The organism is Streptomyces sp. NPDC017202 (assembly GCF_044331705.1).
In the GTDB taxonomy this organism is placed as follows: domain Bacteria; phylum Actinomycetota; class Actinomycetes; order Streptomycetales; family Streptomycetaceae; genus Streptomyces.
On record NZ_JBIRNP010000030.1, the window covers coordinates 1 to 23821 of the forward strand.

Sequence of the window (23821 nt, forward strand, 5' to 3'; positions counted from 1 at the left end):
GACACCACCGGTCCGTCGTCGCCGGCCCGTCTTCCCCGCAAGCACCCGCCTACCCCCGACTCCCACGACCATTCCCCGAAATTTTCACGGGACGGAACCGGGGTGTCCGGGCCGGGGCCGCTGACGAGCACGGTCCCTTTCGGGACGCCCCTCAATGGGCTCCTGGACCGAGGTCCGCGAGCAGGTCGTCCATCACCGCCTCCTCTTCGACCCGGACACCGTGTTCGACGAGGGCGGCGGCCAGGGCAGGATCCCAGGGCGTCGCGGCGGACGGGCCCGTCAGATCCGGGGCCCGGTCCGCTGCGGCCACCGCTGCCCGGTAGTCGGCGGCCCCGTAGCGCCAGGGTCGCCAAGGGACGTTTCTCGCCAGTGCCGTGGCGATGCGTACACCGCCCCAGCGGCCGTCCGCGTAGCAGCCGTTCCCGAACGCGGTCCACGGACCAGGCGAGGCCGGGGTCGCCGGGCAGGCGGGCGAGACGCTCGGCATCGACGCCGGTTCGGGCCTCCGGCAGTGACGATCCCCTCGTCGCCCGGTCTCCCTCACGACCGGGAGGGGTGTCGGACGGTTCACGTCCACAGGGATCCCTGCCCGCCGGCGCCGTCGACGATGTCGGTCTGCTCCGGCTCACCGGGAGGACTCACCGCCCCGTCGGCCCCCTCGCCGGAGCGGCAGGCTGCTCGTTCCCCTCGCCCGGCCGCAACGGTGGGTGGTGTCGTCATCCGCGCCGGACGAACCGCACCGGTTCCGTGAGCACGGCGGCGGCGGACTCCGTGTCGGCCAGCCGGGCCGACAGGGTGGCCTCGGCGAGGCGTGGCGGCAGGGCATCGCCGAACTTCAGGCCGCGTACCGCACGTTCGTCGACGTCCGGCAGGCACAACCGGTCGGCCGCATCCTTCTTGAGCTCACTCCAGGTGTCCACGGTGACGTCCTCGCGCAGCCGGATCCAGCGGTCGTCGACGTGCTGTCCCGGTACGGCGACCGTGTCGAGAGTGGCGGCGAGGGTGGCGTTCGCGCGGTGGCCCGCCCAGGTCCACCAACGCGTTTGTCCCCCCGCGTCCTGAATGATCAGGGTGCCGCCGGGATGCACCCGCTCCAGGTGCTCCTCACGGGCACGTCGCAGGGCGCTGGTCGCCCGCCCCGTCATCTTCACGGGCGGGTCCTCACCCAGCAGTACCCGGCGTTCCGCACGGGTGAGTTCGTAGGACCCCGCCGAACCGAAGCCGGGGCTGCTCCACTTGGCCTTGCCTCCCCCGTCGACGGGTTCGACGAAGCAGCGCTTGCGCCGCCAGTCGATGTAGGTGACCTGCCAGCTCCGGCCGGCCAGGAGAAGGCGACGCGGGCCGTCGACCCGTTCGGTGAGGAGGCTGGGGTCGGTCCGGCCGATCTCCGTCCGTCCCTGCAGGACGGTGAACTGCGGTGGTGCGGTGAACACGGCGGTGAGGTTCATGAAGTGGCGGTGTCCGAAGCGCCGTTCCGCCTCGGGGCCGATGAACAGCATGCCGCCGTCCCGGTCCAGGTATCCCTGGTCGACGAGGTGGCGCACGATCGGCTCGGCCGACGCGCCGAAGGGGCCGAGTCCGTTCCACCATTCCTGCCACAGGTGCTCGCCCACATGGTTCTCCTGCAGGCACAGGGCGAGGAGTTGCTGGGCGACGATGTGCCGGGGCTCCGGTGGCGCCACGACGGGCTCCACCCATCCCTGGGACCACTTGAGCAGCAGTCCGGCCGCTCCCAGCAGGCCTTCCTCGTCCAGGGCGAGGAACAGGCAGTTGCGTGCGGTGCCCTCACGGCGTCCGGAACGGCCGAGCCGCTGGAGGAAGGAGGCCACCGAGGCGGGGGCGTCGATCTGGATGACCCGGTCCAGGTCTCCGACGTCGATGCCGAGTTCCAGCGTACTGGTGGAGATGATCACGCAGTCGCGGGCCTCGGCGAAGGCGGCCTCGGCACGTCGGCGCTCGTCGAGGGAGAGCGAGGCGTGCGAGAGGAAGGTGGTGATGCCCTTCGCCAGGAGTTTCTCCCCGAGTTCCTCCACGTATCGCCGTGACTCGCAGAAGACGAGGCGCTTCTCGCCGCGGTGCAGTGCGGCGATGACGGTGGCCGCGTTGTCGAGCGAGCCGACGTGGTCGAGTTGGACGTCTCCCGGGGGGACGGTGGCCGGTCCACCGGTTGCGGCGGAGGGGAACGCGGCCTCGGTCGCCCTGGGCGGGGGCTCGCCGAGGTGGGGGGCGATCACCTGTCCCGGCCGCTTGCCCGCTCCTGAGCCCTGCAGCCAGGTGAGCAGTGCGTCGGGATTGCCGACGGTCGCCGAGAGGCCGACACGTTGCACGGGTCGGCCCACGACCCGTTGCAGTCGTTCCAGTACGGCGAGGAGGTGCCATCCCCGGTCGTCACCGGCGAAGGCGTGCACCTCGTCCACCACGACCGCTCGCAGGCCCGAGAAGAACGAGGTGTGGTCGACGTTCGCGCTCACCAGCATCGCTTCGAGTGATTCCGGCGTGGTGAGCAGGACGTCGGGACGTGCGGTGAGGATCCGCTTGCGGGCACCGGCCGTGGTGTCTCCGTGCCACAGGGCCGCGGTGCGGCCCAGCCAGGATGCGTAGGTCTCCCACCGCGGCAGCAGGTTGTTGAGCAGGGCTTTCAGCGGACACACGTAGAGGACGGAGGTGTCGCTCCACCGCTCCCCCGCCATCCGGGACAGCAGGGGGAAAGCGGCCGCCTCGGTCTTGCCGCCCGCTGTCGGGGCGAGCAGGACGGCGTCGTCCCCGCAGACCAGGGGGGTGACGGCTGCTTCCTGGAGGGGACGCAGGCTCCGCCATCCCAGGGTGTTGACGATGTGGTGGAGGAGCGCCGGGTCGAGGTCCCCGCCGCTCACGGCAGTTCCAGTTCGACGGCGCCGGCGTCCCCGGAGGCGGCCGCGTTGCGTTCGGTTTCGGTGAGTTCGGACGAGGTGATGGTGAGCGCGTAGTGCGTGCGGGGGTCGAAGTCCTCGAACTCGTCGACGCGGTCGAGGACGTCGGCCACCAGCTTGCGCAGGAACACGCGGGGCGCGACGCCGACCTTGCCGCCGAGTCCGCCGGTGACGGCTTTGGCCAGCTCCGTCAGATACGCGTCGTCGACCCGCGCGGTCACCCGCTCGGGATGGCGTGCGATCCGGACGTACAGGTCGCGCACGGCACGGCCGAGTTCGCCGAGTTGGGCCAGGTCGAATCCCGGGAGCCGGAGCTGGACGGCACGCGGCGAGTCGAAGCGCGGGTCGGTCGTGAAGTCGGTGGCCAGCCGCTGGGCGAGCGGGGGCAGCCGCTGGGCGCCCTGCTGTCCGTCGTAGAACGCCGGGGTTCCCGTGATGACGAGGAAGAGTCCCGGGAACCGGCCCGCGTCGATCTCGTCCAGCAGCTGCCTCAGCGCGTTGAGGCCCTTCTCGCGGACGTCGCCCCGTACGCGTTGGAGGGTCTCGATCTCGTCGAGGACGAGGAGGAGGCCCGGGTGACCGCAGTCGCGCAGCACGGTGAGCAGCCCCTGCAGGAAGCCGAGGGCCGCGAAGTGGTCGAGGTCCCCCCGGACGCCGGCACTGCGACGGGCGGAGGCAGCGACCGACTTCTGGCCGCCGAGCCAGGCGATGAGTGCTTCCGCCGTCGCCCCGTCTCCGGCGGCGACGGCCCGCCGGTAGCCGCGCAGTGCGGCGGCGAAGGCGGGGGTGGTCCTGGCGACGTCGGCGAGTCTGCGCTCCATGAGCGCGTCGACGGCCGCGGCGAGTGCCGCCTCGTCCTCCTCGTCGGTCTCCTCGGCGTCGAGGACTTCCTCTTCCAGGGTGTAGAACCACGAGTCGACGACCGCGCGCAGTGCGCTGGGCTGATGGGTGGCGGTCGTCAGGCGCTCGGTGAGTCTGCGGTAGACCGTCTCCAGCCGGTGCAGCGGGGTCTCGGTCTCGGAGATCTGCACTTCCGCCGTGGCCAGTCCCGCGCGCTTGGCGCGCTCGGCGAGCCACCGTGCGAAGAACGTCTTGCCCGAGCCGTACTCGCCGCGGACGGCGTGGAACGCCGCTCCGCCCCGTGCCGTTGCCGCCAGGTCGTCGTCGAGCGCGGTCTCGAACCGGTCCAGGCCGACGGCGAGCAGGTCCAGCCCGGCCTGCGGTACGGTGCCGCGCCGCAGCGCGTCCACGACCTCCCGCATGCGTACGGGGCTGGCGGGGGCCGCGGCGCTCATGACGTCTCCTTCTTCGGCGACCCGGCCTTCGCTCCGTCCAGCAGGAACTGGTCCCGGAGCAGGGCGACGTCGAGCTTCACGGCGTGACCGGCGTCGACGAAGCCGAGCACCGGGTACCCCTCGACGTTGAGCAGGCGCTGGACGGTGGCGACGAAGCCTTCGATGTTGCGCCGCACCCGGCCGGTCGCCGAGATGGCGGCGGCCAGGGCGGCGGGTGACATGGTGCCCCCGGCGGCGGCGAGCGCGTCGATCACGGCGGCGACGACCTTGCCTTCCGGGGCCTTGCGCACGTACTCCTTCTGCGCCTCGTACACCTCGCTCGCCACCACGCGCCCGCCGAGGGTCGCGGGAGCGGGCGTGGTCTGCGGTGCCGCTTCGGGCATCACCACGTCGTCGGTGCCGAACAGTTCCTCGTCCTGCCGGCGTGCGGGTTTCGCCGGTCTGCGCACCGGCTGCGCGGTGTTCTGCGTCCGGGCTTCCGGCACCTCGGCGGGGGGCGTGGCGACGGCCTTCCACCAGGAGGGGGCGGCCTGTTCGCGGGGCAGCGGCTCCCAGTCGCGCGGAGCGAGTTCCTTCGAGGGGAGGAGGACGAGGACCGGGACGGTGATCTCGGCGAGGGAGGCACCGCCGTGGTAGCCGGCCCGGCGTGCGGCGTACCGGATGTCCTCGTGCCAGGGAACGGTGATGGTGCCGTCTCCTTCGAGGACGCGCGGTCCGCGCAGCACGACCTCGCCGTCGCCGGCGTCGGTGTCGGGCCGCCAGCGCGCCGACCCGCCGCCGTCCGCGGCCGGGGTCACCCGGCCGCGGCCACGGTCGATGACGTGTCCGTGGTCGGCGACGAGCACGACGGGACGTGCGTAGCTGCGGGCGGCGGCCAGCAGCTCCCGCAGGTAGGTGATGTCGCCGAGGGACCACACGGTGCGCTGCCCCTGCTGACCGGAGTCGAGGGCGTCGTCGATGGTGTTGAGGACGACGCCGACGACCGCGTCGGAGGCGAGCGCGGCGGTGAGTTCCTGGGCGAGGAAGTGGCCCGCGTCTCCCCCTATCGACGCCTTGTGGAAGAGGACCGCGTCCTTGCGGCGCTTCTTCCAGAAGGCCGCGAACCCGGAGGTCTCGGTGGACTGTCCGCCCTGGACGGCCGTGCCGCTGAGCAGGGACGCCCGGCTCGTGCGGGTGATCGAGGGCAGCATGGAGACGGCCGCGAGACGGGTGCTCCGGGCGCCTTCGTCGGGCCGGGGCACGATCTCCTGCCAGCCTTCCCGTTCGGCCTCCTCTCCCAGCTGTGCGGCGACGGCGCTGCTCATTCCGTCGAGCACGATCACCAGGGGTGCTCCGCCCGCCGTCAGGGGACGCACGACGGTGTCGAGGACGTTCTCGACGACCAGGCAGCCGCCCGGCTGCTGGGCGGTGGCGTTCGGGGTCCAGCCGGCCAGGTGCCGGGCGAACTGCTCGTCGAGCCGGTCTCGCTGGGCGCGCCCGTCCTCGTAGAGGTCGCGCAGGCTCCGTGCGACGGCCGGGTCGCCGCCGGGGTCGCCGGCCCAGAGAACGGACAGCGCCCGGTCGGCCCACCCCCACTCGGCGAGGTGGTCGCGCACGCCCGTGGCCACCGAGGTCACCGGGGGTGCTCCCTGGCGCAGCCACCGCGCGAGTCGTACGGCCATCTCGGCGACGCGCACCCGGTCGGGGAAGAGTCCGGCCAGGGCGTGTCCGGTCAGCTCGGCCAGTGCGCACTCGCCTCGGGCGGGGGACGCGTGGGCGCCCTCGACGACGGCGGCGAGCTGGGCGGCGAAGCTGGACAGGAGGAAACGGCTGCCGCCGAGACCGGCGGTGAGTCCTGCGTCCCGGGCCAGGTCGTCGGCGCGCTGCAGCACGGCGAACACCTTGTGGCGCGCGTCGACCGAACCTGCGGCCTCTGCGATCCAGCGCAGGAGGGTGCCCTCCACGGCGTCGGTGAAGGCGCCGATCTCGCCCCGTCGCGGGCCGGCCTTGCCGAACAGGCCGCCGACGGCGAGGGCCACGTCGGGGTCGACGGCGGGGTCGCGCAGCGCGGCGCCGAGCAGGCCGAGCGCCATCGCGTCGTGTCCGCGCCCGGTCTCGGCGAGGGTGAGCAGGACGGGTACGGCGGGACCGGCGATCTCGCCGAGCCACCTCTTCAGCTCCGCGCGTTCGGTGTCGCCGAGTTCGGCGAAACGCCGCGGCCCGGCGGGGGTGCGCGACCAGGCGAGCAGCACGTCCGCGTCGACGGCGGCCTCCGCCGGGGCGTGGGGCGAGATGTCCGGGTGGTCGAGTCCGAGGCGTTCGACGACCAGGGCGCGCAGGGCGGCGTCCCGGGTGAGGACTCCCGCGGTGCGCGGCCATCCCCGTCCGGCGGGTTCGGCGTCGACGAGGGCCTGCAGCAGCCAGTCCTCGCGGTACATGCGCACGTCGAGTCCGGAGGCCGCGAAGCGCTGCGTCACGATCTCGGCCTTCTCGACGGTGAGGGTGCGCCGGTGCACCGCGTGCCCGCGCAGGTCCCAGCCGAGCTGGTCGTCGTCGACGCCGGTGGTGACCACCAGCAGGTCGTCGGGGGCGGCCTCGTCGCGGTGGCTGTGCCAGGCGGCCAGGATGCCGAGGACGGAGGACTCGTCGCGCACCGTGACACGGCGGGTCCGCTCACCGACCTCGGCGGTGAAGGTGGTGGCCGAGCCGGCCGCGTACTGTCCGTGGACCAGCACGAGGCTGTGCTCGGCGAGCTTCTTGGCGTGCCGGTCCAGGAGCGCCTCGACGGTGCGCCGTCCCACCTGTGGCAGGAGCGCCATCAGCGTTCGGTCTCCTTCTCGTCCCGGCCGGCCGCTCCGGTCTCGCCGTGGGCGTCCTCGATCACCTGCCAGGTGACCTGGACGCGGGCTCCGGGGTGCGCGGTGAGGAAGTGGCGGATGTCGGCGCTGAGTCCGTCGACGGTGGCCGCGAGGGTGGCTTCCACCTGGGTGGGTTCGATGACGTACGCGGCGGGGCGGCGGGCGGAATCGGCGGCGTAGCCCACGCGCGGGTCCCGCGGGCCCGGTCGGGAAGCCGGGGGGTCCCGGTCCGGCTCGGTGGCGGGAACGGCGGGGGCCACGGGTACCGGGGGCGTGCCGTGCCGGGTGAGGCGTACGTCCTCCGCGGTCGGCTCGGCGGGCGGCACGGGTTCGGCCGGCCGGGCCGCCTGGGCGAGCCGGGTGGCCTCCCGCATGAGGGCCACGGCCGACTCCTGCAGCGAGTCCAGCACCGGGACGAGGGACTCGTCCTCCTCGTGGGCGTTGGCCGCCCGGCGGACGGTGTCCAGCAGCCGCTGCGCCCGGTCGCCGACGCCGTCGGCCCGGCCCGCGAGTTCGCGGACCATGTCCAGGTCGGACCAGCGGCCGTCGCGCTGTGCCCTCAGCACCCGCAGTACCTCGGGGGCCTGCTTGAGCGCGGCACCGATCTGACGGTCCGTCACTTCATAGGTGGCCTGGGCGAGTTCCCGGGTGAGTCCGGTGGCGTCGGTGGCGCGCAGCAGCCGGGTGATCAGGTCGGCGGCGGCCTTCGTGGACTTCAGCCGCGGCGCGTCCACGCCGCCGGGTCCTTCGAGACCGAGCCGTACGGCGTTGTCCTGGAGCAGTGTCCGGGTCTCCCCCACGGCGGTGCGGTGTTCCTCGGCGACGGCGCGCACCTGCGCGGCGAGCCGCGAGACGTTCCTGGCGAAGAGCACCGGCGACACGGTCTGCCCGAAGACCGCTCCGGCGCGTCGCAGTGCGGTGGCGAAGGTGTCCTCGTCGGGGAGGGCGACGGCCCGCAGACCGTATCCGGGCACTATGCGGTCGAGTTCGGGGGCCTGCGGCACGGTCTGGGTCTGGTAGATCCAGGTGCGGTCGTCGAGCAGCGCGTAGGTCGCGATGATCAGGTTGCCGACGTTGCGGTCGAGGCCCTCGTAGCCGAGCTCGGTGATCCAGTCGCGGATCGTCTCGACGGCGAGGTCGGCGCCGGTGTCGGGGTTCTCGGCGGCCTTCTTGTTGATGCGCAGCCGCCAGTCGTTGCTGACGTTGAGCGGTCCGTCGTGGACCTCGCCGAGGCCGAGCGCGTGCACGATCTTCCTGACGACGGGCAGCTGGTGGCTGTCCACGACGACCCGCCGGGAGCCGTCCTCCATCGCCCGGGCGATCCACTCCATGGTGGTCTTGAGCTCGCGCACGGTGATGGCCTTGCGGGTCAGCCGCGGGTCGAAGTCGGGGTGCTTGGGGTAGCGGGCGGCGAACATGCCGTCGGCGAGCAGCAGCAGGTTCTGTTCGAAGCCGACCGACGGCTCGGGGCGGGTGCGGGTGAAGCCCGGCAGCAGGGACACCAGGTGCTCCCCGTCGGGCAGGGTCGCCCCGACGCTCTCCGGCTCGGCGCGGTTGATGCCGTAGAGCTGGAGCAGGACCTCGGTGAGGTGGCCGCTGATGTTGTCGCGGGACGCCTTGAGCTGGTTGCGGATCTGTGCCCGCTCCTCGGCGGGGCGGGTGGCGGTGTGCTCTTCGAGCCGGTCGCGCTCCAGCAGGTAGTTGATCTTCAGCAGGCGGCCGAGCTGCCGGGAGGTCTGTTCGGAGAAGAAGTCGGCCAGCCAGACGAGCGTGGGCTCGGTGCGGCCCGCCCCGCGGAGCCGTTTGACGCGCTGGAGGTCGTCGATGGGGCCGTGGTCGCCGTCGTCGAAGGGGTAGTCGAAGACGATGCGGAGGTTTCCGCGCTGCTGGGGTGCGAACTCGTCGTCGGGCAGGTGGGTGTCGCGCACGTTGCCGAAGACGAACTCGACGGTGCGTCTGGTGCCGCGCCAGACGACGTCCCGTTCGCAGACGAAGGGCTGGGTGTCCTGGATGCCCAGCTCGTGCCAGAGCTGGTCCTTGATCCACTGCCGTCGGTAGCCGAGCTGGTCGGCGACGCCCTGCACCTCTTCGAGGAGCGGTTCGACGTCGATGTCGGACAGGTGCAGGTGGAAGACGGGGTCGGTCCTGTCCCCCTCGCTGCGCAGCTCGCTGTCGAAGGAGACCTGCAGTTCCCGAAGCCGCTTGGCGGCGACGGAGCCGGCGTCTCCGACCCGGGTGCGGATCGAGCCGTGGTTGAGGGCGGCGAGCCGGGTGCCGGTGAGCCGGTTCAGGGCGGGCACGTTGGGGGCGAGCGCGGCCAGCAGCAGGGTCTTGACGAGCCGCTCGTCGGCCTGGAACCGCTTGTCGTCGGGGTTCTTGTACTTGCGCAGCAGTTCCTCGCGCACCCGTCCGTGGAAGTCGTCGGCGGTCTCGGCGTCCTTGCGCAGCCGGGGGGTGAACGCGGCGCCGGAGCGGTGGGCGATGACGTCCCACAGGTCGCCGAGCGGGATGAGTTCGCCGAGTTTCAGGTCGTCGCGGCGGCGGCGCAGCAGCTCCTGGACGAGTTTGAGGCCGGTGCGTTCGCGCTGGAGGGCGCCCGACAGGTCGACGAGGACGTTGAGGAGCGCCGGGGAGAGCGGGTACAGCTCCCGGAAGTCGTCCCAGGAGGCCTCGGTGCGGCCCTGCGCGTCCAGCAGGATCTGCCGGACCTCGTCATTGGACGACTCGACGAGCTTGAAGGCGTCGTCGCGCACGGACTCCATGCCGGGCTTGGGGGCGAGCACGCGGTGCTTGATGATCTCGACGAGGTTGCTGTCCTCGAGGTCGACGACGTTGAACCGCTCGGCGAGGTACTCGATCTGGGCTTCGAGGTTGGTCACGTCGGCGCCGACGACGTCCGAGCCGATCAGCTGGGACAGGTCGCGCTGGCGGGAGATGAACGACACGATCGGCACGGGCCGGCCGCTGTCCCCCGACTCGATGAGTTTGACCAGCCGCTGCACCTGGTCGCGCACGAAGTCCTGGTTGCCCATCTTCGCCTGGAGCCACAGGACCAGTTCGTCGAGGAAGAGGACGACCCCGGTGTAGCCGAGGGACTGGGCGTGCCGGGAGATGACCTTGAGGCCGTTCTCCAGCGGCAGGAAGGCGCTGGCCTCGCCGCGCATGCCCTGCGCGTAGGCGGCCATGGGGCCGCTGAGCAGGGCGGAGACCAGCCGCTCGCGGTAGGGGTCGTCGGGTGCGCCCGCGAAGGCCCGGTCGAGGTCGGCGCCGGTCCACGTCCCGGCGGGCAGCGCCGCGGCCTCGCCGTCGATCATCGGCATGTCGTCCGGGTCGGCCTCCACGGGCGCGGCCGTGCTCGGTGTGAGGGCCGCGGCGCCCTTGCCGAGCCACTGCAGGAACTTGGCGTCGTCGCCGAGGAACTCCCGCTGGGTGCGGGCGTCGGCGAGCAGGGCGTCGGCCCGGTAGACGGGGGGGAGCGGCTTCTCGGGGTGCAGCTCGCGCACCGTGTGCACGTAGCCGCCGAGCAGGGCGGAGTCGAGGTCGGCGGAGCCGACGAGGTGGTACGGCACCATGAGGAAGTTGCTCCGCCGCAGCCACTCGTCGTGCGGCGCCACGACCTCCACCAGCCGGGGCTTGGTGCGGACGGCCGGGTGGTTGTTGAGCACGGCGTGCAGCACGGTCAGGAAGTGGCTCTTGCCGGAGCCGAAGGAGCCGTGCAGGTAGGCGGCTTCCGAATTGCCCGACCTGACGCAGGCCGCCACGAGGTCCAGTGCCTCCCGGAAGGCCTTCTGGAGCTGCTCGGTGACCACGTACTCGGCGACCCGGGCGTCGGTCTCGCTGAAACCCTGGGAGAGCTCGATCTTGAAGTCGCCGGCGTGGACGTCTTCCTTGATCTCGATGACGTCCTTCAGCAGGAGCTCGCTCGTGGGCATCAGGCGGTCGTTCCTTCTCTCGGCTCGTGGCTCGGCTGCACGGCTCGCGCACTTCTCGACGCGTTCCCATCCTGCCAGGTGGCACCGACACGTATGTCCGTCGGTGCGGATTCTCCGTACCGAGGGTGCCCACGGGATCACAGGCGGCTTCCGCCGGGCAGGGTCGGCGCGGGAGCTGTCGGCGGTACGGGGGCAGGGGCGACGACGGGTGGGGTGGCGCGAGGAGACCGCCGCGGCCTCGGGCGAACCGGTGGCGATCACGGGCGGCGCCGGCAGGCAGCCGCGCCGGCACCGGGTGGGGCAGGCCGCCGGCCTTCCTCGTCACGGCCCTGCGCGACGGCGTCGCCGGGCTGGGCGAGGCGCCGCCGGCGAGTGCCCTGGCCGCGGGGTCGGTCGGCGGCACGTCCGCTCCCGTCCCGGACCCCCGGGGTTCCACCCCGCGCAGGGTGACGCCTACCGCGCGTGCCCGGGCCAGGGCGTGCATCTGGTGTGGGGTCCGCCGGGTACCGGCAAGACGACGGTGCTGAAGCGTGCCATCGGCGACCTGACGGCCCGCGGCGACCGAGTGCTGCTGGTGTCCGCCACCAACGTCGCCGTGGACAACGCCCTGTCGGGGGGGCGTGAAGGAGAACAGGCACGGTCCGGGTGACATCGCCCGCGTGGGCCCGCCGCAGTTGCGGGAGGTCGCCGACGACCCCGGGGTGTCACTGCCGCTCATGGTGCGCGAGCGCCTGGCCGAGACGGCCCAGCGGCGGCACGAACATCGAACTGCGCCGCCACAGGAACGGCGTCTGGTTCTGGCGCTGCTACGACGCGGTCTGCAAACGGGGCGCAACGGCCGCAGCGACGCCTGGAACCAGGACATCAGGGGGGTGGGGGCAGGAGTTGAGTCGAGGTGTGGGTTCAAAGCCCTGCCCGAACGTCAAGCCGCGGGAAAGGAACCGTGGGTTCCGCGGCTGACCTTCACCCGCAGGATGTCCGGCTTCGGCGTCAAACGCGACAGACACCGGCACCCTCCGCATGTCGGCCGGGGCCCGGCCGAGGCCGTCGCCCCGCACTGACGCACAGCCTCGATCGGCCCGTCGACGAAGGCCCCACGAAGCCGGGACCCGGTCCCTCAAGTCACTGGCATTGAGGCCGGGCAGGATCGCCGCACCGGCAACGCGACGGGCCGCCGACCGAGTCGGCGGCCCGTCAGGAAAGACCGAGCGGGTTATCGCGCTCCGCCCGTGCACACGACGCCGCTTTTCCCGAAGGAGCCGCTGCCGGTGTTGGAACTGAACCCGCCGGGGCTGATGGTTCCGTCCAGCACGATGGTGTCGGCGCTGGTGCGGTGGAAGATCTCAGCCTTGACCGGAAGGTTGTTGACGTACGAACGGACGCCCAGACCGAACCCGCTGCCGTACGTCGAGAGGTCGAAGCAGAGCTTGGTGCTGGCGCTGGTGAAAGTGAGGGCCGTGTAGTTGGTGCCCTCGTAGAGGCAGAGCTTTCCGGAAGGGCATCCCCCGACGGCTGCCGCGGGGGTGGCGGTGGCCGCCATGCCGGCAAACGCCAGAGCGAGGGTGGAGAGCGCCACAGCCGACTTGCGCTTCAGATTCACAGAATTCCTCCGTTGTCGGTCAACGCCGATGAAGAAAGGAAGGGGAAGGTCACATCACGGAATTCGGCACAGTTGCAGCACCGTCGGGCAAACAATTGCCTCCGGTGCGACCCGCGCGGATTCGCGCCCACCAGTGCCCGGTGATTCACCCCACCCGCCATCTCATCCGGCGTCACCCAGTGCGATTACCCGATGTAACCAGAGTTACCGTAGGACGCGGATGACACGGGTGTCCAGTGCACTATCGGACAACGCCCCCCTGCTCGGCGACGGCGCGTAGCCGTCCGCGGTCGACACGGCGAGGGGTCGCATGGCGGGAAATCGATTCACTTTTCGGCCCTGCCGCGAGCCGGTCGGCCTTTCGGACAGACTGTGGAGCCGCGGCCCGCACCGCCCGCGGGGACACTCCTGAATGAGGGTGAATTTTTGGCCGATGACGGGTGTGCAGGTGTATCCGCGTGAGGCCTGTTTCCTACCGCGGGCAATCGAGTCAATACCGGAAAGCCGAAATCCCGGCATGCCGGAAACTCCGTACGCGCGCATCACGGCTCCACGCCGGCCACCGCCTTCATCGTGGCGCCACGCCGGCTCCGGAGGACCGGCGGCCGACCGGGACAGCGCCGAGCCTGGTCGGCCGGCCGGCCCGCCACGGGTGCACGGCTCGGCGTCAGCGCTCGGGCTCCGCACGACGAGCCAGGGCGCACTCCGCCCAGACCGTCTTGCCGGGGCCGACGCGGTCGCGCACGCCCCAGTCGGCGGCGAGCGCGTCGACGAGGAGCAGGCCGCGGCCGCCGTCCTCGTCCGTGCCGGGGGTCAGCCGCGCCGGCCGGGCGGGGTGGGTGTCGGTCACCTCGATCCGGACGACGCCCCGGCTCTCGTCGCGGGCCAGGGACAGGGCGAAGTCCCGTCCGGGGACGCGGCCGTGGAGGACGGCGTTCGCGGCGAGTTCGGCGACGACGAGGACGACCGTGTCGTGCGCCTCGGTGCCGTGCGGGTGGCCCCACTCGGTGAGCTGGTGCGCGGCGAGCAGCCGGGCGAGGCGGGCGCCGCGGCGGGTGGCGGAGAAGCGCTGCGTGAAGGTGTGCGGCCGGGCGGGGCTGGGGGTGCGTGGGGCTGGCATGGCCGCCACCCTGCCGGGAGGTGACGGTCCGTCGGCAGGTCCGGCACCGATACAGATCGCGTTGTACTGGTCGGCTCGCTGGACTGGGTCGGTAGCCGTACGTGACGATGGGTGTGCCGAGCGTGGCGCAGCGCGTACGGCGGACGGTACGGCAAGCGTCCGGGCCCGGCACGGGTACGGCCCGGCGGCACAGGGGAAGGCGGCTGCGATGGCGACGGGCAACGGCGGCGGGGCGGGCGGGAACGCCGGGCAGGGCGGGAGCGGGGGCGGAGGTGGGAACGCCGGGCAGGGCGGAGGCGGGAACGGGGGCGGTGGCTGCGAGCCGGAACTCTCGGACAGCCTGAGGACCTTCGGCGCGGTCCTCAAGGCCCTGCGGGAGGAATCCCGCCTGACACAGGAGCAGTTCGCACCGCTGGTGCGGTACTCGGTCGCGTACGTCGCCAAGATCGAACAGGGCAAGCGGTTCCCGCCACGGGACCTGCTGGAGCGGTCGGAGGAGGCGCTGGGGGCGGTCGCGGGGCGGGTGTTGAGGGCGGCGGCGAAGAGCCTGACGCGGAAGGCGGGGTTGGCGTCGTGGTTCCGGCAGTGGGCGGGGATCGAGGAGGAGGCGATCTCGCTCTACACGTACGAGTGCCGGGCGATTCCGGGGTTGTTGCAGCCTGAGCCGTACATCAGGGCCATCTTCGACCGCAGGCTGCCTCCAGTCACGGAGGAACAGCTCGACCGTGAAGTCGCCGCGCGACTCGATCGCCAGCAGATCATCACGCAGCGGCCCAACACCGCGTTCAGTTTCGTCATCGAACAGGCAGTCCTGGAGCGCGGCCTCGGTGGGAACGAGGTGACAAAGGCAGTCATCGACCACCTGCTGGCCGTCGGCCGACTACGCAACGTCGAGATCCAACTCATGCCGCTCCGCCAGGAAGACCACTGCGGAGTCGACGGACACATGTACTTGGCCGAGACGCCCGACCACCGATGGCTCGGCTATACGGAAGGCCAGCGGTCGAGCAACCTGATCAGCGCTCTCGACGACGTAAGCGTTCTGCTCCAGCGCTATGGCAAGCTGCGTTCGCAGGCCCATGATTGCAGGGCCACGGTGAGCCTGCTGGAGCAGATGCGAGGAGCGCTATGAGCACCACTCAACAGGACTGGTTCAAGAGCAGCTACAGCGGAAGCGAGGGCGACAACTGCATCGAGGTCGCTATGCGCGCTGAGGCCATTCTTGTCCGGGACTCGAAGGACACTGAGAGGCAGTCACTGGCTGTCTCTCGCGATGCCTGGTCGGCGTTCACGACACTGGCGGCCGACTCGCACGTCTGATCTTCCGGTGGGGCAGCGTGCGTCGCTGCCCCACCCACCTCTGCGGCTACTCGGCATCTAGGGCGGGCTGCTTCGTCGCGGGCTTACGGCCACGCGTCTTCCGCACCGGACGCCAGGCCTTCAGCTCCTCCACACCGACCTGGTGCTTGCGGAGCTGGTTCTCGTACTCGGCCTCCAGCTCGTCCGCCGGTACGTCGCCCCACTCGTCGTCGTACTCGCCGTGCCACTGCTTGACCCACGGCATGACCTCGTGGAGGCCGGCGAGCAGCGGAACGATCCGTTCGGAACTCCAGCCGTCCCGCGTGGTGCGGGCGGACAGCAGCTCGAAGAGTGCCTGCGCCTGGTCCTTGTGGTCCCACCCGGCCCATCCGAGCATCAGCGTCGAGTCGCTGTCGGGCCCGGCCTCGGGGTAGGAGATGAACCGCTCCTTGGGCACGTCGAGCTTGCCGCGGTTCGACCAGTAGGAGGCGCGGACGAAGTCGGCGGACGTGTACTTGGGCGGTACGGGGATGTCGAGCCGCTGCCCCGTCCTGTCCTCCTCGCGCTGCTGCCGCCAGACCTCTTCCCACTGCGCGCGCTTGCGCAGACCGGGGTCCTTGTAACGCATCGCGGCGAGGTAGGGCACGTGCTCGTCGGCGATCACCTCGGTCAGTATCTGCGCGAGGGGCAGATCAGGCTTGCCGAGATGGTCGGAGGCGTAGAGCGCGGCGACGGAGACGAAGTCCTCGTCTGTACTGAGCTGATCGGCAAGATAGTTGACGGTCATCGGCCGGGGCCGCTTGAGCCCCTCCCGGACCTCGTACCAAAGCTCCTGGTTCTCACACCGGTCCAGCAACCAGTTCCGCAGCGCGGTACGTTCCTTCTTCTCCCACGGTTCGGCAGCCCAGCGCCGCTTGCACTCGGGACGCTCGATGAGGGCGATGTCCTTGCGGGAGTTGATGATGTCGATACGTGCCTGAACGATGTCGCGGTACCAGTCGGGCCAGTGGGCGGGGATCTCGGTGACGGGGGTGGAACCGTGCCGGGTGAACCAGGCGGTCTCCGCCTCCCCGGCGGCCACCTTCCGCGCGAGCACGATCTCGAAGGCTCGCTCACCAAGTTGCACTTCGGGCAGATCAGCACTGTGATCGGACACAACTGTACGAGCCACCTCTGACGGCGTGAGCAATCCGTACTGCCCGTAGACCTCCCAGTCCAGCTCTTCCTGCTTGGCGATCATCCGGTTTCGCGTGGCAACGTAGCTGGAATGCGCCTCATGCAGCGCGCTCCGAGCGGGAGTGCCTACTTCGCTCACTGCAGAGGGATCATGTTTCGCCATTTCTTGAGCAAGACGATCCAGCTCCCGCCCAAAATCCAATGGTAGCCGCTCCGGCAGGGGGAATTCGCGGATCTTGGTCCCGGTGAACTCGTAGAATCGCTCCCACTCCTGCGATTTAAACCCTTCATTAACCCCCTGGCTTCCCTTATCATGACTGACCTGCTTCAACCAGAAACAAGCAGTCGAAGAATTCAGTACACCCACCAGGGCGAGATGATCATCTTCATTAGAAGTTTTCGACAAGCAAATTACTGTTACCGAATGCTTGAAAGCGACATTACCGCGCTCTAGATAAAAATGGTTATGCGTAGCCACCAACGGCAGCGCAACCAAAGAGTCCGCATTTAGCTTCGAAATATAGACCTCTCGCCACTCGTACCATGGAATTCCTCGATCTCGTAGCGAAATGCTAAATTTTTTACGCTCGAACAGCGTCTGCCTCAATGGCCATAGCCACCGAGTGAGCGTCCCGAGTTCACTCAGAGGTCGGACACGCCATTCGGAGTCGTAGGGGGAAGCCATCCAAGTCGGAGCCCGCAACCCCCAATCTCGCACATCAGTCCCTTCTGCGCTCAACTGCAACCGAACCCCTCGCGCCAGCAGGGACCTGCTCGAAGGGACTACAAAAGCAGAGTCTTCCCCAGTGATTACAGCCGACCCAATACTCTCCGTATTCCCACCTAGCTTTGTACGATTCTTCTCGATGAACTGCTTAAGGTCCCCCGCACCACCCCCGGAAAGTGACCACGGATGACGCAGGAAGCGATCAAGTTCGACATCCTCAACCGAAACCCACTCAGATTCACTACCGGGACGATTGATCTGCTTCAGAATTGCAGACCATACCTTGCCTAGCTCCCCGCCTTTCGGCTGCGCCGGCTCGGCACGAATGCCAAGAACAGCCCGCACCGGTTCCGGATGGTCTTGCCTCGGAAGCCTGTTCCTGCCAATCAAAATAACCGTGGGGGTACCGTGCCCGGGAATATAGACGCCAGACGTATCAATCACATGAGTCAAATTGACTGTAGGGAGAACATCCTCAATCAGCTTCTTACCAAACTCTCGCCCCATGAAAGAGTTCGAAGTAATTTGCCCCGTGTATCCACAAGAGCCACCACGCACACCTTCCCGGATTGCCAAATCGAAGATTCGCTCAGCGAATGGCGCAGATAGAGCGTATTCACGATGGCTAGAGGCATAGACTCGGTAGTTAACGCGCTCCTGTTTGTCATTCACTTGAATGTACGGTGGATTCCCCACCACAACGTGATAGGAGCCCCGCCCCAACAAGTCCACCCGCCTGACGTACTCCCGTACGTCCTCAGTCGAATAGGCGAATGCTCCCTCGGACCGACCAGCAGTCATCTCCGCAAGGTATGTGTCCAGGTCCGTCTGGATGCCCGCCGCGTCCCGCCCGTGCAGCAGCGAGTCTCCCACCGCCACGTTGATTGGGAACGGCGGCGCATCCTTCAGCCGCTCCGCCCCCGCCGCACGCATGGCAGCCACCAGCAGCCGGAACCGGGCGATGCTCACCGCGTACGGGTTCTTGTCGCAGCCGTGCACGGACTCCAGGGAGCGGCGCACCAGCGTCCAGACATCCGTGCCCGGCTCGGCCGCGCGCCACTTGTCGAACAGCCGGTGGAAGATGCCCAGCAGGAAGTGACCGGAGCCGCAGGCCGGGTCGATGGTGCGCAGGCCGCGCCGTTCCTTCCCGTCCGGGCCCTCCCACACCGGGTTCAGGCCGAACGCGTCCGTGGAGACGGCCGGTTCGAGGGTGAGGTCGAGGATGAACTCCTCCACGAACTCCGGGGTCTGGAGCAGCGCGTACGTCTTGCGGGCGTGCTCGCTGAGGTCCTGGTAGAGGTCGCCGAGGAAGCGGGTGTCCCACTCGGGGTCGGTGAAGTCGTAGCGGATCTCGCCCTCGGCGCCCCAGCGTCGCCAGAACGACAGCAGCTCGGTCGCCGCCTCGTAGCCGGGCGTGATGTCCCACAGGGGGTTGTGGGCCTCGTCGAAGAGGCCGGCCGCCGTGTCGTTGGCGGAGGCCACGGCGTGGAACGCGGCGAACAGCCAGTCGCGGTTGTTCTTGGTCGGGTGCTCGCGGAAGTACGCCTCGTGCCGGGCCTCCGCCTCCGCGAGCCGCTCCCCCGGGCCCGCGATGAACGGCTCGTCGATGAGGCCGTTGTCCTCGCAGAAGCGGACGAAGACGCAGGCCAGCACCCAGGCCGCCGCGGACTGGGTGACCCGCTCGTCGCGCCACGACTCGTATGGCACTCGCGTACGGCGCGCACCCCACGCCTGCTGATGCTCGGACTCCAGGCGGCCCCTGATCTCGTCCACGGACTCCGTGCGCGCCCGCAGGTCGTCCTCCAGGGCCGCGACCTGCTGCTTGAGGTCCTTGAGCAGGGCCGCCGGGTCCACACCAGCCTTGACGTCCGTCACGTTCCGCTTCCTTCTTGTCGCACTGCGCGTTCCCCACGGCTCCCTCGACCACCGTGGCCGTCCGCGCTCGAATGCCCATCCTGCCAGGCCACACCCGGTGGAGGCAGGGAACCTCTCCTCCCGGAAACGCTCCGTCTCCCACCGGTCACGCCGATAAGGTGATCGTCGTGACGGCACCGACGACTTCCGCCGCCCCGCCACCGGCCTTCCGGGCGGCGAGCGGCCATCACTACCACTCGGCCAGGCTGGCCGCCGCTGACCGGTTAACCATCGCCGCCGACCATTCGGCGGGGCTGGCCGCCGAATGCGCGATCAAGGCGATCCTCCTGGACTACCTGGGTTCCCGGCTCAACGACAAGCAGCGGCCCTACAACGGCGACCTGGAGCTGAGTTCGCAGCCGAACCCGCCCGGCGGGAAGTGGCGCAAGCAGGACCGCAAGGAGTACCTGCACGAGCATCTCCCCGACCTGTGGGGACAGCTGACCACGATTCTCGACCGTCGGCGGGCACGCGAGACAGGGGTCCTGTTCCTGCGGCTGATCGGACACAACCCGTTCCACGACTGGGACGTGTCCGGAAGGTACTGCGACGGCACGGCGATCAGCGACGCGGACCTCGACCGGCACCTGCGGGCGGCGTACGACCTCCTCGCCGCTCACGAACAGGCACGCGTCCTGGGAACCGGGGCCCTCGCATGACGACACCCAGCGCGGGCTTCGACAGTTCGTGGCTGGCCGCACAGAAGGTGGCCGAGGACGCCGCGGCGCTCGGCCGTGACGTCGTACTCGCCCGTGACCTGCTCGGCCGGGCCTCGCTCCTCATCGACGACATGGGCGAACGGCTCGCACCGGACTCCCCCGAACTCGTCTCCCTGCGTGAGCGGTTCGTCGAGGTGACCCGGCCGTTCACCGGACTGGAGCCGTTACAGACCGCGCGCTCCATGTTCGCGCCGGAACTGTTCTTCACCGCGCCGGAACTCACCGAGGTCAGCCCGCGCGCCGACGGCGTCGGCAGGATCTGCACACTGGAACGCACGGTCGTCGGAACCGACTGGCTCCAGCGCGACGACGACAGCGCCTCCGGCACCCCCGTCTCCCGGCGGGACCGGCGCGTGGCCCTGTACGGGTTCAAGGGCGGCGTCGGCCGTTCGACCGCCACCGCCGTCCTCGCCCGCCACCTCGCCGACCTGGGCCGGTGCGTGCTCGTCGTCGACCTCGACCTGGAGTCGCCCGGCGTGTCCAACCTGCTGTCGGACGAGGCGGGCAGACCGCGGCACGGCATCGTGGACCACCTCGTGGAGGCCGCGGTCGGCAACGCGGACAACCTGGAACTCGTCGGACGCGCCTCGCTGCTGAACTACCAGGGCAACGGGGAGGTGTTCCTCGCCCCGGCCTGCGGACTGCCGCTGGAAGGACAGGCGTACAGCTACCTGTCGAAGCTGAACCGCATCTACACCGACCTCCCGGCCACCGGCGACGGCGCGCCGCCGCGCCCGTTCGCCGTCCGGCTGGAACAGGCCATCGCCGCGTGCGAGGACCAGGTCGAGCGGCTCGCCCGGCGCCCCGACCACGTCCTGCTCGACAGCCGCGCCGGCATACACGACATCGCCGCCGTCACGCTCACCCGCCTCAGCGGACTCGCCCTGCTGTTCGCCGTGGACAACCCCTCCACCTGGGAGGGCTACCGGATGCTGCTCTCCGAGTGGCAGCGTCGGCCGGACCGTGCGCGCGAACTCCGGGAGAGGATCAGGATCGTGGGCGCGATGTTCCACTCGGCGGGCGACACCGGCCGGCTGGGCACGCTCCGCAAGAACGCCTACGACCTTTTCGTGGACACGCTGTACAACCTGCCCGACGAGGACGAGCCCGAGCCGTTCTACACCCCCGACGGCCAGGTGGACGACGCTCCCTACGCGGCGATCCCCATCCTCTTCGGCAACGACCTGGTCGGGCTCGACCCGCTGCGCAGCCGCCGCTGGCCCGAGCTGCCCTTCGTGGAGGCGGCGTACAGCAAGTTCACGACTACGGTGGAACGCCTGCTGCCCGAACCGCACGAGGACGCGTGATGAGCGAACCGACGCCCGCCGACTACCGCAAGCTGCTCATCGAAGCGCTCGGCTCGGCTCCCGACGCGAACACCACCGGTCCCGGTCTGCGGACCCTGTTCACCCCGTCCTCGCACCGGCTGGCCCTGGACCCGGACGTCACCGTGGTGCGCGGAGCACGCGGCACGGGCAAGACGTTCTGGGCCAAGGCACTGGTCGACGAGCGGCTCAGGGAGATCGCCGCCGCCTCGTACATGATGCCCCGGCTCCGCCGCACCAGGGTGACCACGGCGTTCGGGCTGGAGAGCGAGGAGACGGGTGAACCGCCCTTCCCGTACAAGCGGACACGGGAGAAACTCGTCGAGGACGGGGCGGCCCCGGACGAACTGTGGGCGGCGATCGTCCTGATGGCCCTGAACGTTCCGGAGATCCGCCGCATCGAGGGCTGGACCGACCGCGTCCGCTGGACACGGGACAACCCGGAGGCCTACGACGCCGCGATCGCCGCGGCTGACCGGGAGAGCCGCGAACGCGGCGAGACCCGCGTGCTGCTCTTCGACGCCCTCGAACACCTGCACGGTGTGCGCGAACAGACGGACCGGCTGCTGTCCGGGCTGTTCCGGCTGGCGCTGGAGCTGCGCCTGACCACCGGCACCCTGCGGGCGAAGATCTTCGTACGGCCGGACATGTACGAGAACGCACCGAAGATGTTCCCCGACGCGTCCAAGCTCGGCGCGAACGCCACGGACCTGGAATGGAGCCGGGAGAACCTCTACGGGCTGCTCTTCCACCAGCTGGGCAACCACACCACTCCCGAGGCCGAGAAGTTCCGCACGGCGACCGGCACCTGGCGGCAGGAGGAGGGCCGGCACGTCGCGCCCGTCGACGTCATCGCCGACCGGAAACGCCAGGAGGAGGTCTTCATCACGCTCGCCGGTCCGTTCATGGGGACGGACCGGCGCAAGGGGCACACGTACACCTGGGTACCGAACCACCTGCAGGACGGCAGGGGCCGGGTCAGTCCCCGGACGTGGCTGAAGGCCCTCTGCAAGGCCGCCGTGCTGACCGGCGAACGACACGCGGGACACCCGGTCCCCCTCCACTACGACGCCATCCGCGAGAGTCTCAGCTCCGCCGCGGACAGCCGGGTGGCCGAACTGCAGGACGACATCGGCTGGGCGGCCCTCGCGGTCGAGCAGTTGGAGAACACCCAGGTCCCTCTCCAGGCTTCGGCCGTCCACTACGCGTGGCACCAGGGCGCGCTGGTCAGCAAGGTGCGGGAACAGCTCAAGGACGAACGCTCCGGCAGCGGTCCACGGGATCTGGAGAACCCCGTGGCCTTGCTGGAGGAGCTCATCGAGCTGGGTGTGATGACCAGGCGCAGCGGAGAGGCGATCGACCTGCCGGACATCTACCGGCTGGCGTTCGACATCAGCCGCAAGGGCGGTGTGCCCCGCATGCCCGTCAACTGACGCCGGATCGCGGGCGGAGCCCTGCGTCCCGCCCGGCGACCGGTTATCGCGGCTCGCTGTCGATCAGTCGTCATACAGGGGCTCTGTTCATCGCCCCGCCCTGCGCTGCGCGTTCCGTGCCGCCTGCGGCGCCTCCTCCCCACTCAGTGTGGCGAGCACGAGGTTGCGCTGCCCACGGAAGCTGCGGATGACCTGCTGGCGGACGAGGTCGGTGCTCGTGCCGGTAGTGCCGATCTGGCCCGTCTCCACAAGACGCGTGAACAGCGTGTTGTCCAGGTAAGCCGGGACGTTCTTGTAGCCGAACCGGACGGCTCCCTTCCGCCCGTCCTTCAGTCGCGCGTCGTCGCGCAGCGCTTCGAACTGCCGGCGGGAGAAGTACATGCCGTGGATCATCTCCGTCGTGTGCGGCAGCACGGAACGCGGATGGCAAAGCTTGATCCAACTCGGGCTGGGGTCCAGCCGCTGTTCGTCGGCCGGACCGGTGTGCCTTGCCGCGTACCGGTCCAGACTCCTCATTCGCAGCAGTTCCTTGGTGAGGTTCTTTCGATCGCTGTCGGGGTAGTAGAAGCCGCCTCGTGCGGCGTTGAGCTTCTTGTACTGCACGAGGACGAGGCTGTGGCGTGTGACGTTGTAGAAGATGATGTCGCAGCCGAGGGCATGCTCGGCCGGGACGCGGTTGGCGTTCGCGACCAGCAGCGTGCGACCGTGCTCGCGGAACTTGCGCCACGCCACGTGGCTGGTCTCTTCGCTGAGCCACCCATGCATCACACGCGTGTCATGCATGATGAGATGGTCCTCGAGGGCCGGCTGATTACTCATCATGTCGGGTCGATCGGAAGGGTCCCCCGGAGACTGCTCCGGTGGGTCGAACAACTCGTCCGGGTGGCGGGCCGCCCCCACCATGTCGAGGAACAGCGGGGGCACCGTGTCGTCGTACAGTTCCTCGGCGGGCGGGTCCCATTCCGCCAGCTGCGGCGCCTGCATCCCGGCCATGCGTGCGACACCCAGGGTCGCGTCGCGTTGCAGTGCCACTTCCTGTGCCGACCGTGATTCGCCGAAGTCCCAGGAATCGATGGCCCCCTCGATCAGCTGGACCGCCTCGGTCAGTTCCGGCCGGAGCCGCAACAGCCGGACACGTATCGCCTCGCCCGTCCCCTTGCTCTGGTGGCCCTCCTCGACCAGATGGCGCCGCTGGGCCGCAGTCAGTCCGTCGAGCAGCTCGGCGAGCCGGAGAGGCCTGCGCAGTCGGCGCACATGAGTGACGCGCAGTTGCTGGTCCTGGTCCTTGGCCCCACGTCGGCGGACGGACTTCCCCACGCGGGTGACCTCGAAGCGCCCGTCAACGTCCATGGACGCGATCAGGAGCAGATGACGGCCCTTGGACCACAGATCACGCCCGCGCGTGAACGACCACTCCCAGTCGTGCCGACGGGATTGATGCAGCTTTTCGAGGAACTCCAGGTACTCGTCCTCATTTTCACGGCACTTGATGATCGCCACCATGGCCGTATTCTTGCCGGTCCCTCTGACAGTCC

General features: G+C 69.8%; 15 protein-coding genes. 6 read left to right on the forward strand and 9 right to left on the reverse strand.

Features of this window, described 5'->3' with window-relative positions:
- Positions 1 to 151: 151 nt before the first annotated feature.
- From ACH4N1_RS32890 to ACH4N1_RS32910, 5 genes are all read right to left on the reverse strand, one after another.
- A complete protein-coding gene (locus ACH4N1_RS32890; RefSeq protein WP_398103707.1) occupies positions 152 to 487 on the reverse strand; it encodes a DUF2399 domain-containing protein in 336 nt (111 codons plus the stop codon).
- 229 nt (positions 488 to 716) lie between these two features.
- Positions 717 to 2873, reverse strand: coding sequence for a DEAD/DEAH box helicase (locus tag ACH4N1_RS32895; RefSeq protein WP_398103710.1), 2157 nt, complete (start codon positions 2871 to 2873; stop codon positions 717 to 719).
- A complete protein-coding gene (gene brxD / locus ACH4N1_RS32900; protein WP_398103713.1) occupies positions 2870 to 4204 on the reverse strand; it encodes a BREX system ATP-binding protein BrxD in 1335 nt (444 codons plus the stop codon). Before brxD ends, ACH4N1_RS32895 begins: the two co-directional genes overlap by 4 nt.
- On the reverse strand, positions 4201 to 7002 hold the full coding sequence (pglZ, locus tag ACH4N1_RS32905; protein ID WP_398103716.1) for a BREX-2 system phosphatase PglZ: 2802 nt from the start codon (positions 7000 to 7002) through the stop codon (positions 4201 to 4203). The genes brxD and pglZ overlap by 4 nt, the downstream gene beginning before the upstream one ends.
- Positions 7002 to 10973 (reverse strand): PglY protein, encoded by a 3972-nt coding sequence (locus ACH4N1_RS32910; protein ID WP_398103719.1) that lies wholly within the window; start codon positions 10971 to 10973, stop codon positions 7002 to 7004. Before ACH4N1_RS32910 ends, pglZ begins: the two co-directional genes overlap by 1 nt.
- 487 nt (positions 10974 to 11460) lie before the next feature.
- On the opposite strand from ACH4N1_RS32910, the gene ACH4N1_RS32915 reads away from it, so the two are divergent.
- Positions 11461 to 11622, forward strand: coding sequence for an AAA domain-containing protein (locus ACH4N1_RS32915; RefSeq protein WP_398103722.1), 162 nt, complete (start codon positions 11461 to 11463; stop codon positions 11620 to 11622).
- Positions 11623 to 12186: 564 nt separating this feature from the next.
- Here the strand turns inward: ACH4N1_RS32915 and ACH4N1_RS32920 are convergent.
- Both ACH4N1_RS32920 and ACH4N1_RS32925 read right to left on the reverse strand, forming a co-directional pair.
- Positions 12187 to 12573 (reverse strand): peptidase inhibitor family I36 protein, encoded by a 387-nt coding sequence (locus ACH4N1_RS32920; protein WP_398103725.1) that lies wholly within the window; start codon positions 12571 to 12573, stop codon positions 12187 to 12189.
- 667 nt (positions 12574 to 13240) lie between these two features.
- Entirely contained in the window at positions 13241 to 13693 is a 453-nt protein-coding gene (locus tag ACH4N1_RS32925) for an ATP-binding protein (RefSeq protein WP_398103728.1), read from the reverse strand.
- 208 nt (positions 13694 to 13901) lie between these two features.
- On the opposite strand from ACH4N1_RS32925, the gene ACH4N1_RS32930 reads away from it, so the two are divergent.
- Together ACH4N1_RS32930 and ACH4N1_RS32935 are read left to right on the forward strand one after the other, a co-directional pair.
- The gene (locus tag ACH4N1_RS32930) at positions 13902 to 14825 is read left to right on the forward strand and encodes a helix-turn-helix domain-containing protein (RefSeq protein ID WP_398103731.1); all 924 of its coding nucleotides are present in this window, start codon (positions 13902 to 13904) and stop codon (positions 14823 to 14825) included.
- The gene (locus ACH4N1_RS32935) at positions 14822 to 15013 is read left to right on the forward strand and encodes a DUF397 domain-containing protein (RefSeq protein WP_398103734.1); all 192 of its coding nucleotides are present in this window, start codon (positions 14822 to 14824) and stop codon (positions 15011 to 15013) included. Before ACH4N1_RS32930 ends, ACH4N1_RS32935 begins: the two co-directional genes overlap by 4 nt.
- A 46-nt stretch (positions 15014 to 15059) precedes the next feature.
- On the opposite strand, the gene pglX is transcribed toward ACH4N1_RS32935, so the two are convergent.
- Positions 15060 to 18770, reverse strand: coding sequence for a BREX-2 system adenine-specific DNA-methyltransferase PglX (gene pglX, locus ACH4N1_RS32940; RefSeq protein ID WP_398103736.1), 3711 nt, complete (start codon positions 18768 to 18770; stop codon positions 15060 to 15062).
- Positions 18771 to 18937: 167 nt separating this feature from the next.
- Here pglX and ACH4N1_RS32945 point away from each other — a divergent pair, with 167 nt between their 5' ends.
- The 3 genes from ACH4N1_RS32945 to ACH4N1_RS32955 are packed head-to-tail and all read left to right on the forward strand — an operon-like array spanning position 18938 to position 22286.
- On the forward strand, positions 18938 to 19468 hold the full coding sequence (locus ACH4N1_RS32945; RefSeq protein ID WP_361455316.1) for a hypothetical protein: 531 nt from the start codon (positions 18938 to 18940) through the stop codon (positions 19466 to 19468).
- Positions 19465 to 20835, forward strand: coding sequence for a KGGVGR-motif variant AAA ATPase (locus ACH4N1_RS32950; RefSeq protein ID WP_398103739.1), 1371 nt, complete (start codon positions 19465 to 19467; stop codon positions 20833 to 20835). Before ACH4N1_RS32945 ends, ACH4N1_RS32950 begins: the two co-directional genes overlap by 4 nt.
- Positions 20835 to 22286, forward strand: coding sequence for a hypothetical protein (locus ACH4N1_RS32955; RefSeq protein ID WP_398103742.1), 1452 nt, complete (start codon positions 20835 to 20837; stop codon positions 22284 to 22286). The genes ACH4N1_RS32950 and ACH4N1_RS32955 overlap by 1 nt, the downstream gene beginning before the upstream one ends.
- An 87-nt stretch (positions 22287 to 22373) precedes the next feature.
- Here ACH4N1_RS32955 and ACH4N1_RS32960 read toward each other — a convergent pair whose 3' ends face one another.
- Complete coding sequence (locus tag ACH4N1_RS32960) at positions 22374 to 23789, reverse strand: hypothetical protein (RefSeq protein ID WP_398103745.1); 1416 nt, start codon at positions 23787 to 23789, stop codon at positions 22374 to 22376.
- Positions 23790 to 23821 lie beyond the last annotated feature (32 nt).

Bases quoted from the DNA above. Each gene is read 5' to 3' on its own strand.
- ACH4N1_RS32910 (WP_398103719.1), bottom strand. From the start codon at position 10,973: ATGCCCACGAGCGAGCTCCTGCTGAAGGACGTCATCGAGATCAAGGAA.
- ACH4N1_RS32890 (WP_398103707.1), bottom strand. From the start codon at position 487: ATGCCGAGCGTCTCGCCCGCCTGCCCGGCGACCCCGGCCTCGCCTGGT.
- ACH4N1_RS32955 (WP_398103742.1), top strand. From the start codon at position 20,835: ATGAGCGAACCGACGCCCGCCGACTACCGCAAGCTGCTCATCGAAGCG.
- ACH4N1_RS32960 (WP_398103745.1), bottom strand. From the start codon at position 23,789: ATGGTGGCGATCATCAAGTGCCGTGAAAATGAGGACGAGTACCTGGAG.
- pglZ (WP_398103716.1), bottom strand. From the start codon at position 7,002: ATGGCGCTCCTGCCACAGGTGGGACGGCGCACCGTCGAGGCGCTCCTG.
- ACH4N1_RS32950 (WP_398103739.1), top strand. From the start codon at position 19,465: ATGACGACACCCAGCGCGGGCTTCGACAGTTCGTGGCTGGCCGCACAG.
- ACH4N1_RS32935 (WP_398103734.1), top strand. From the start codon at position 14,822: ATGAGCACCACTCAACAGGACTGGTTCAAGAGCAGCTACAGCGGAAGC.
- brxD (WP_398103713.1), bottom strand. From the start codon at position 4,204: ATGAGCGCCGCGGCCCCCGCCAGCCCCGTACGCATGCGGGAGGTCGTG.
- ACH4N1_RS32930 (WP_398103731.1), top strand. From the start codon at position 13,902: ATGGCGACGGGCAACGGCGGCGGGGCGGGCGGGAACGCCGGGCAGGGC.
- ACH4N1_RS32925 (WP_398103728.1), bottom strand. From the start codon at position 13,693: ATGCCAGCCCCACGCACCCCCAGCCCCGCCCGGCCGCACACCTTCACG.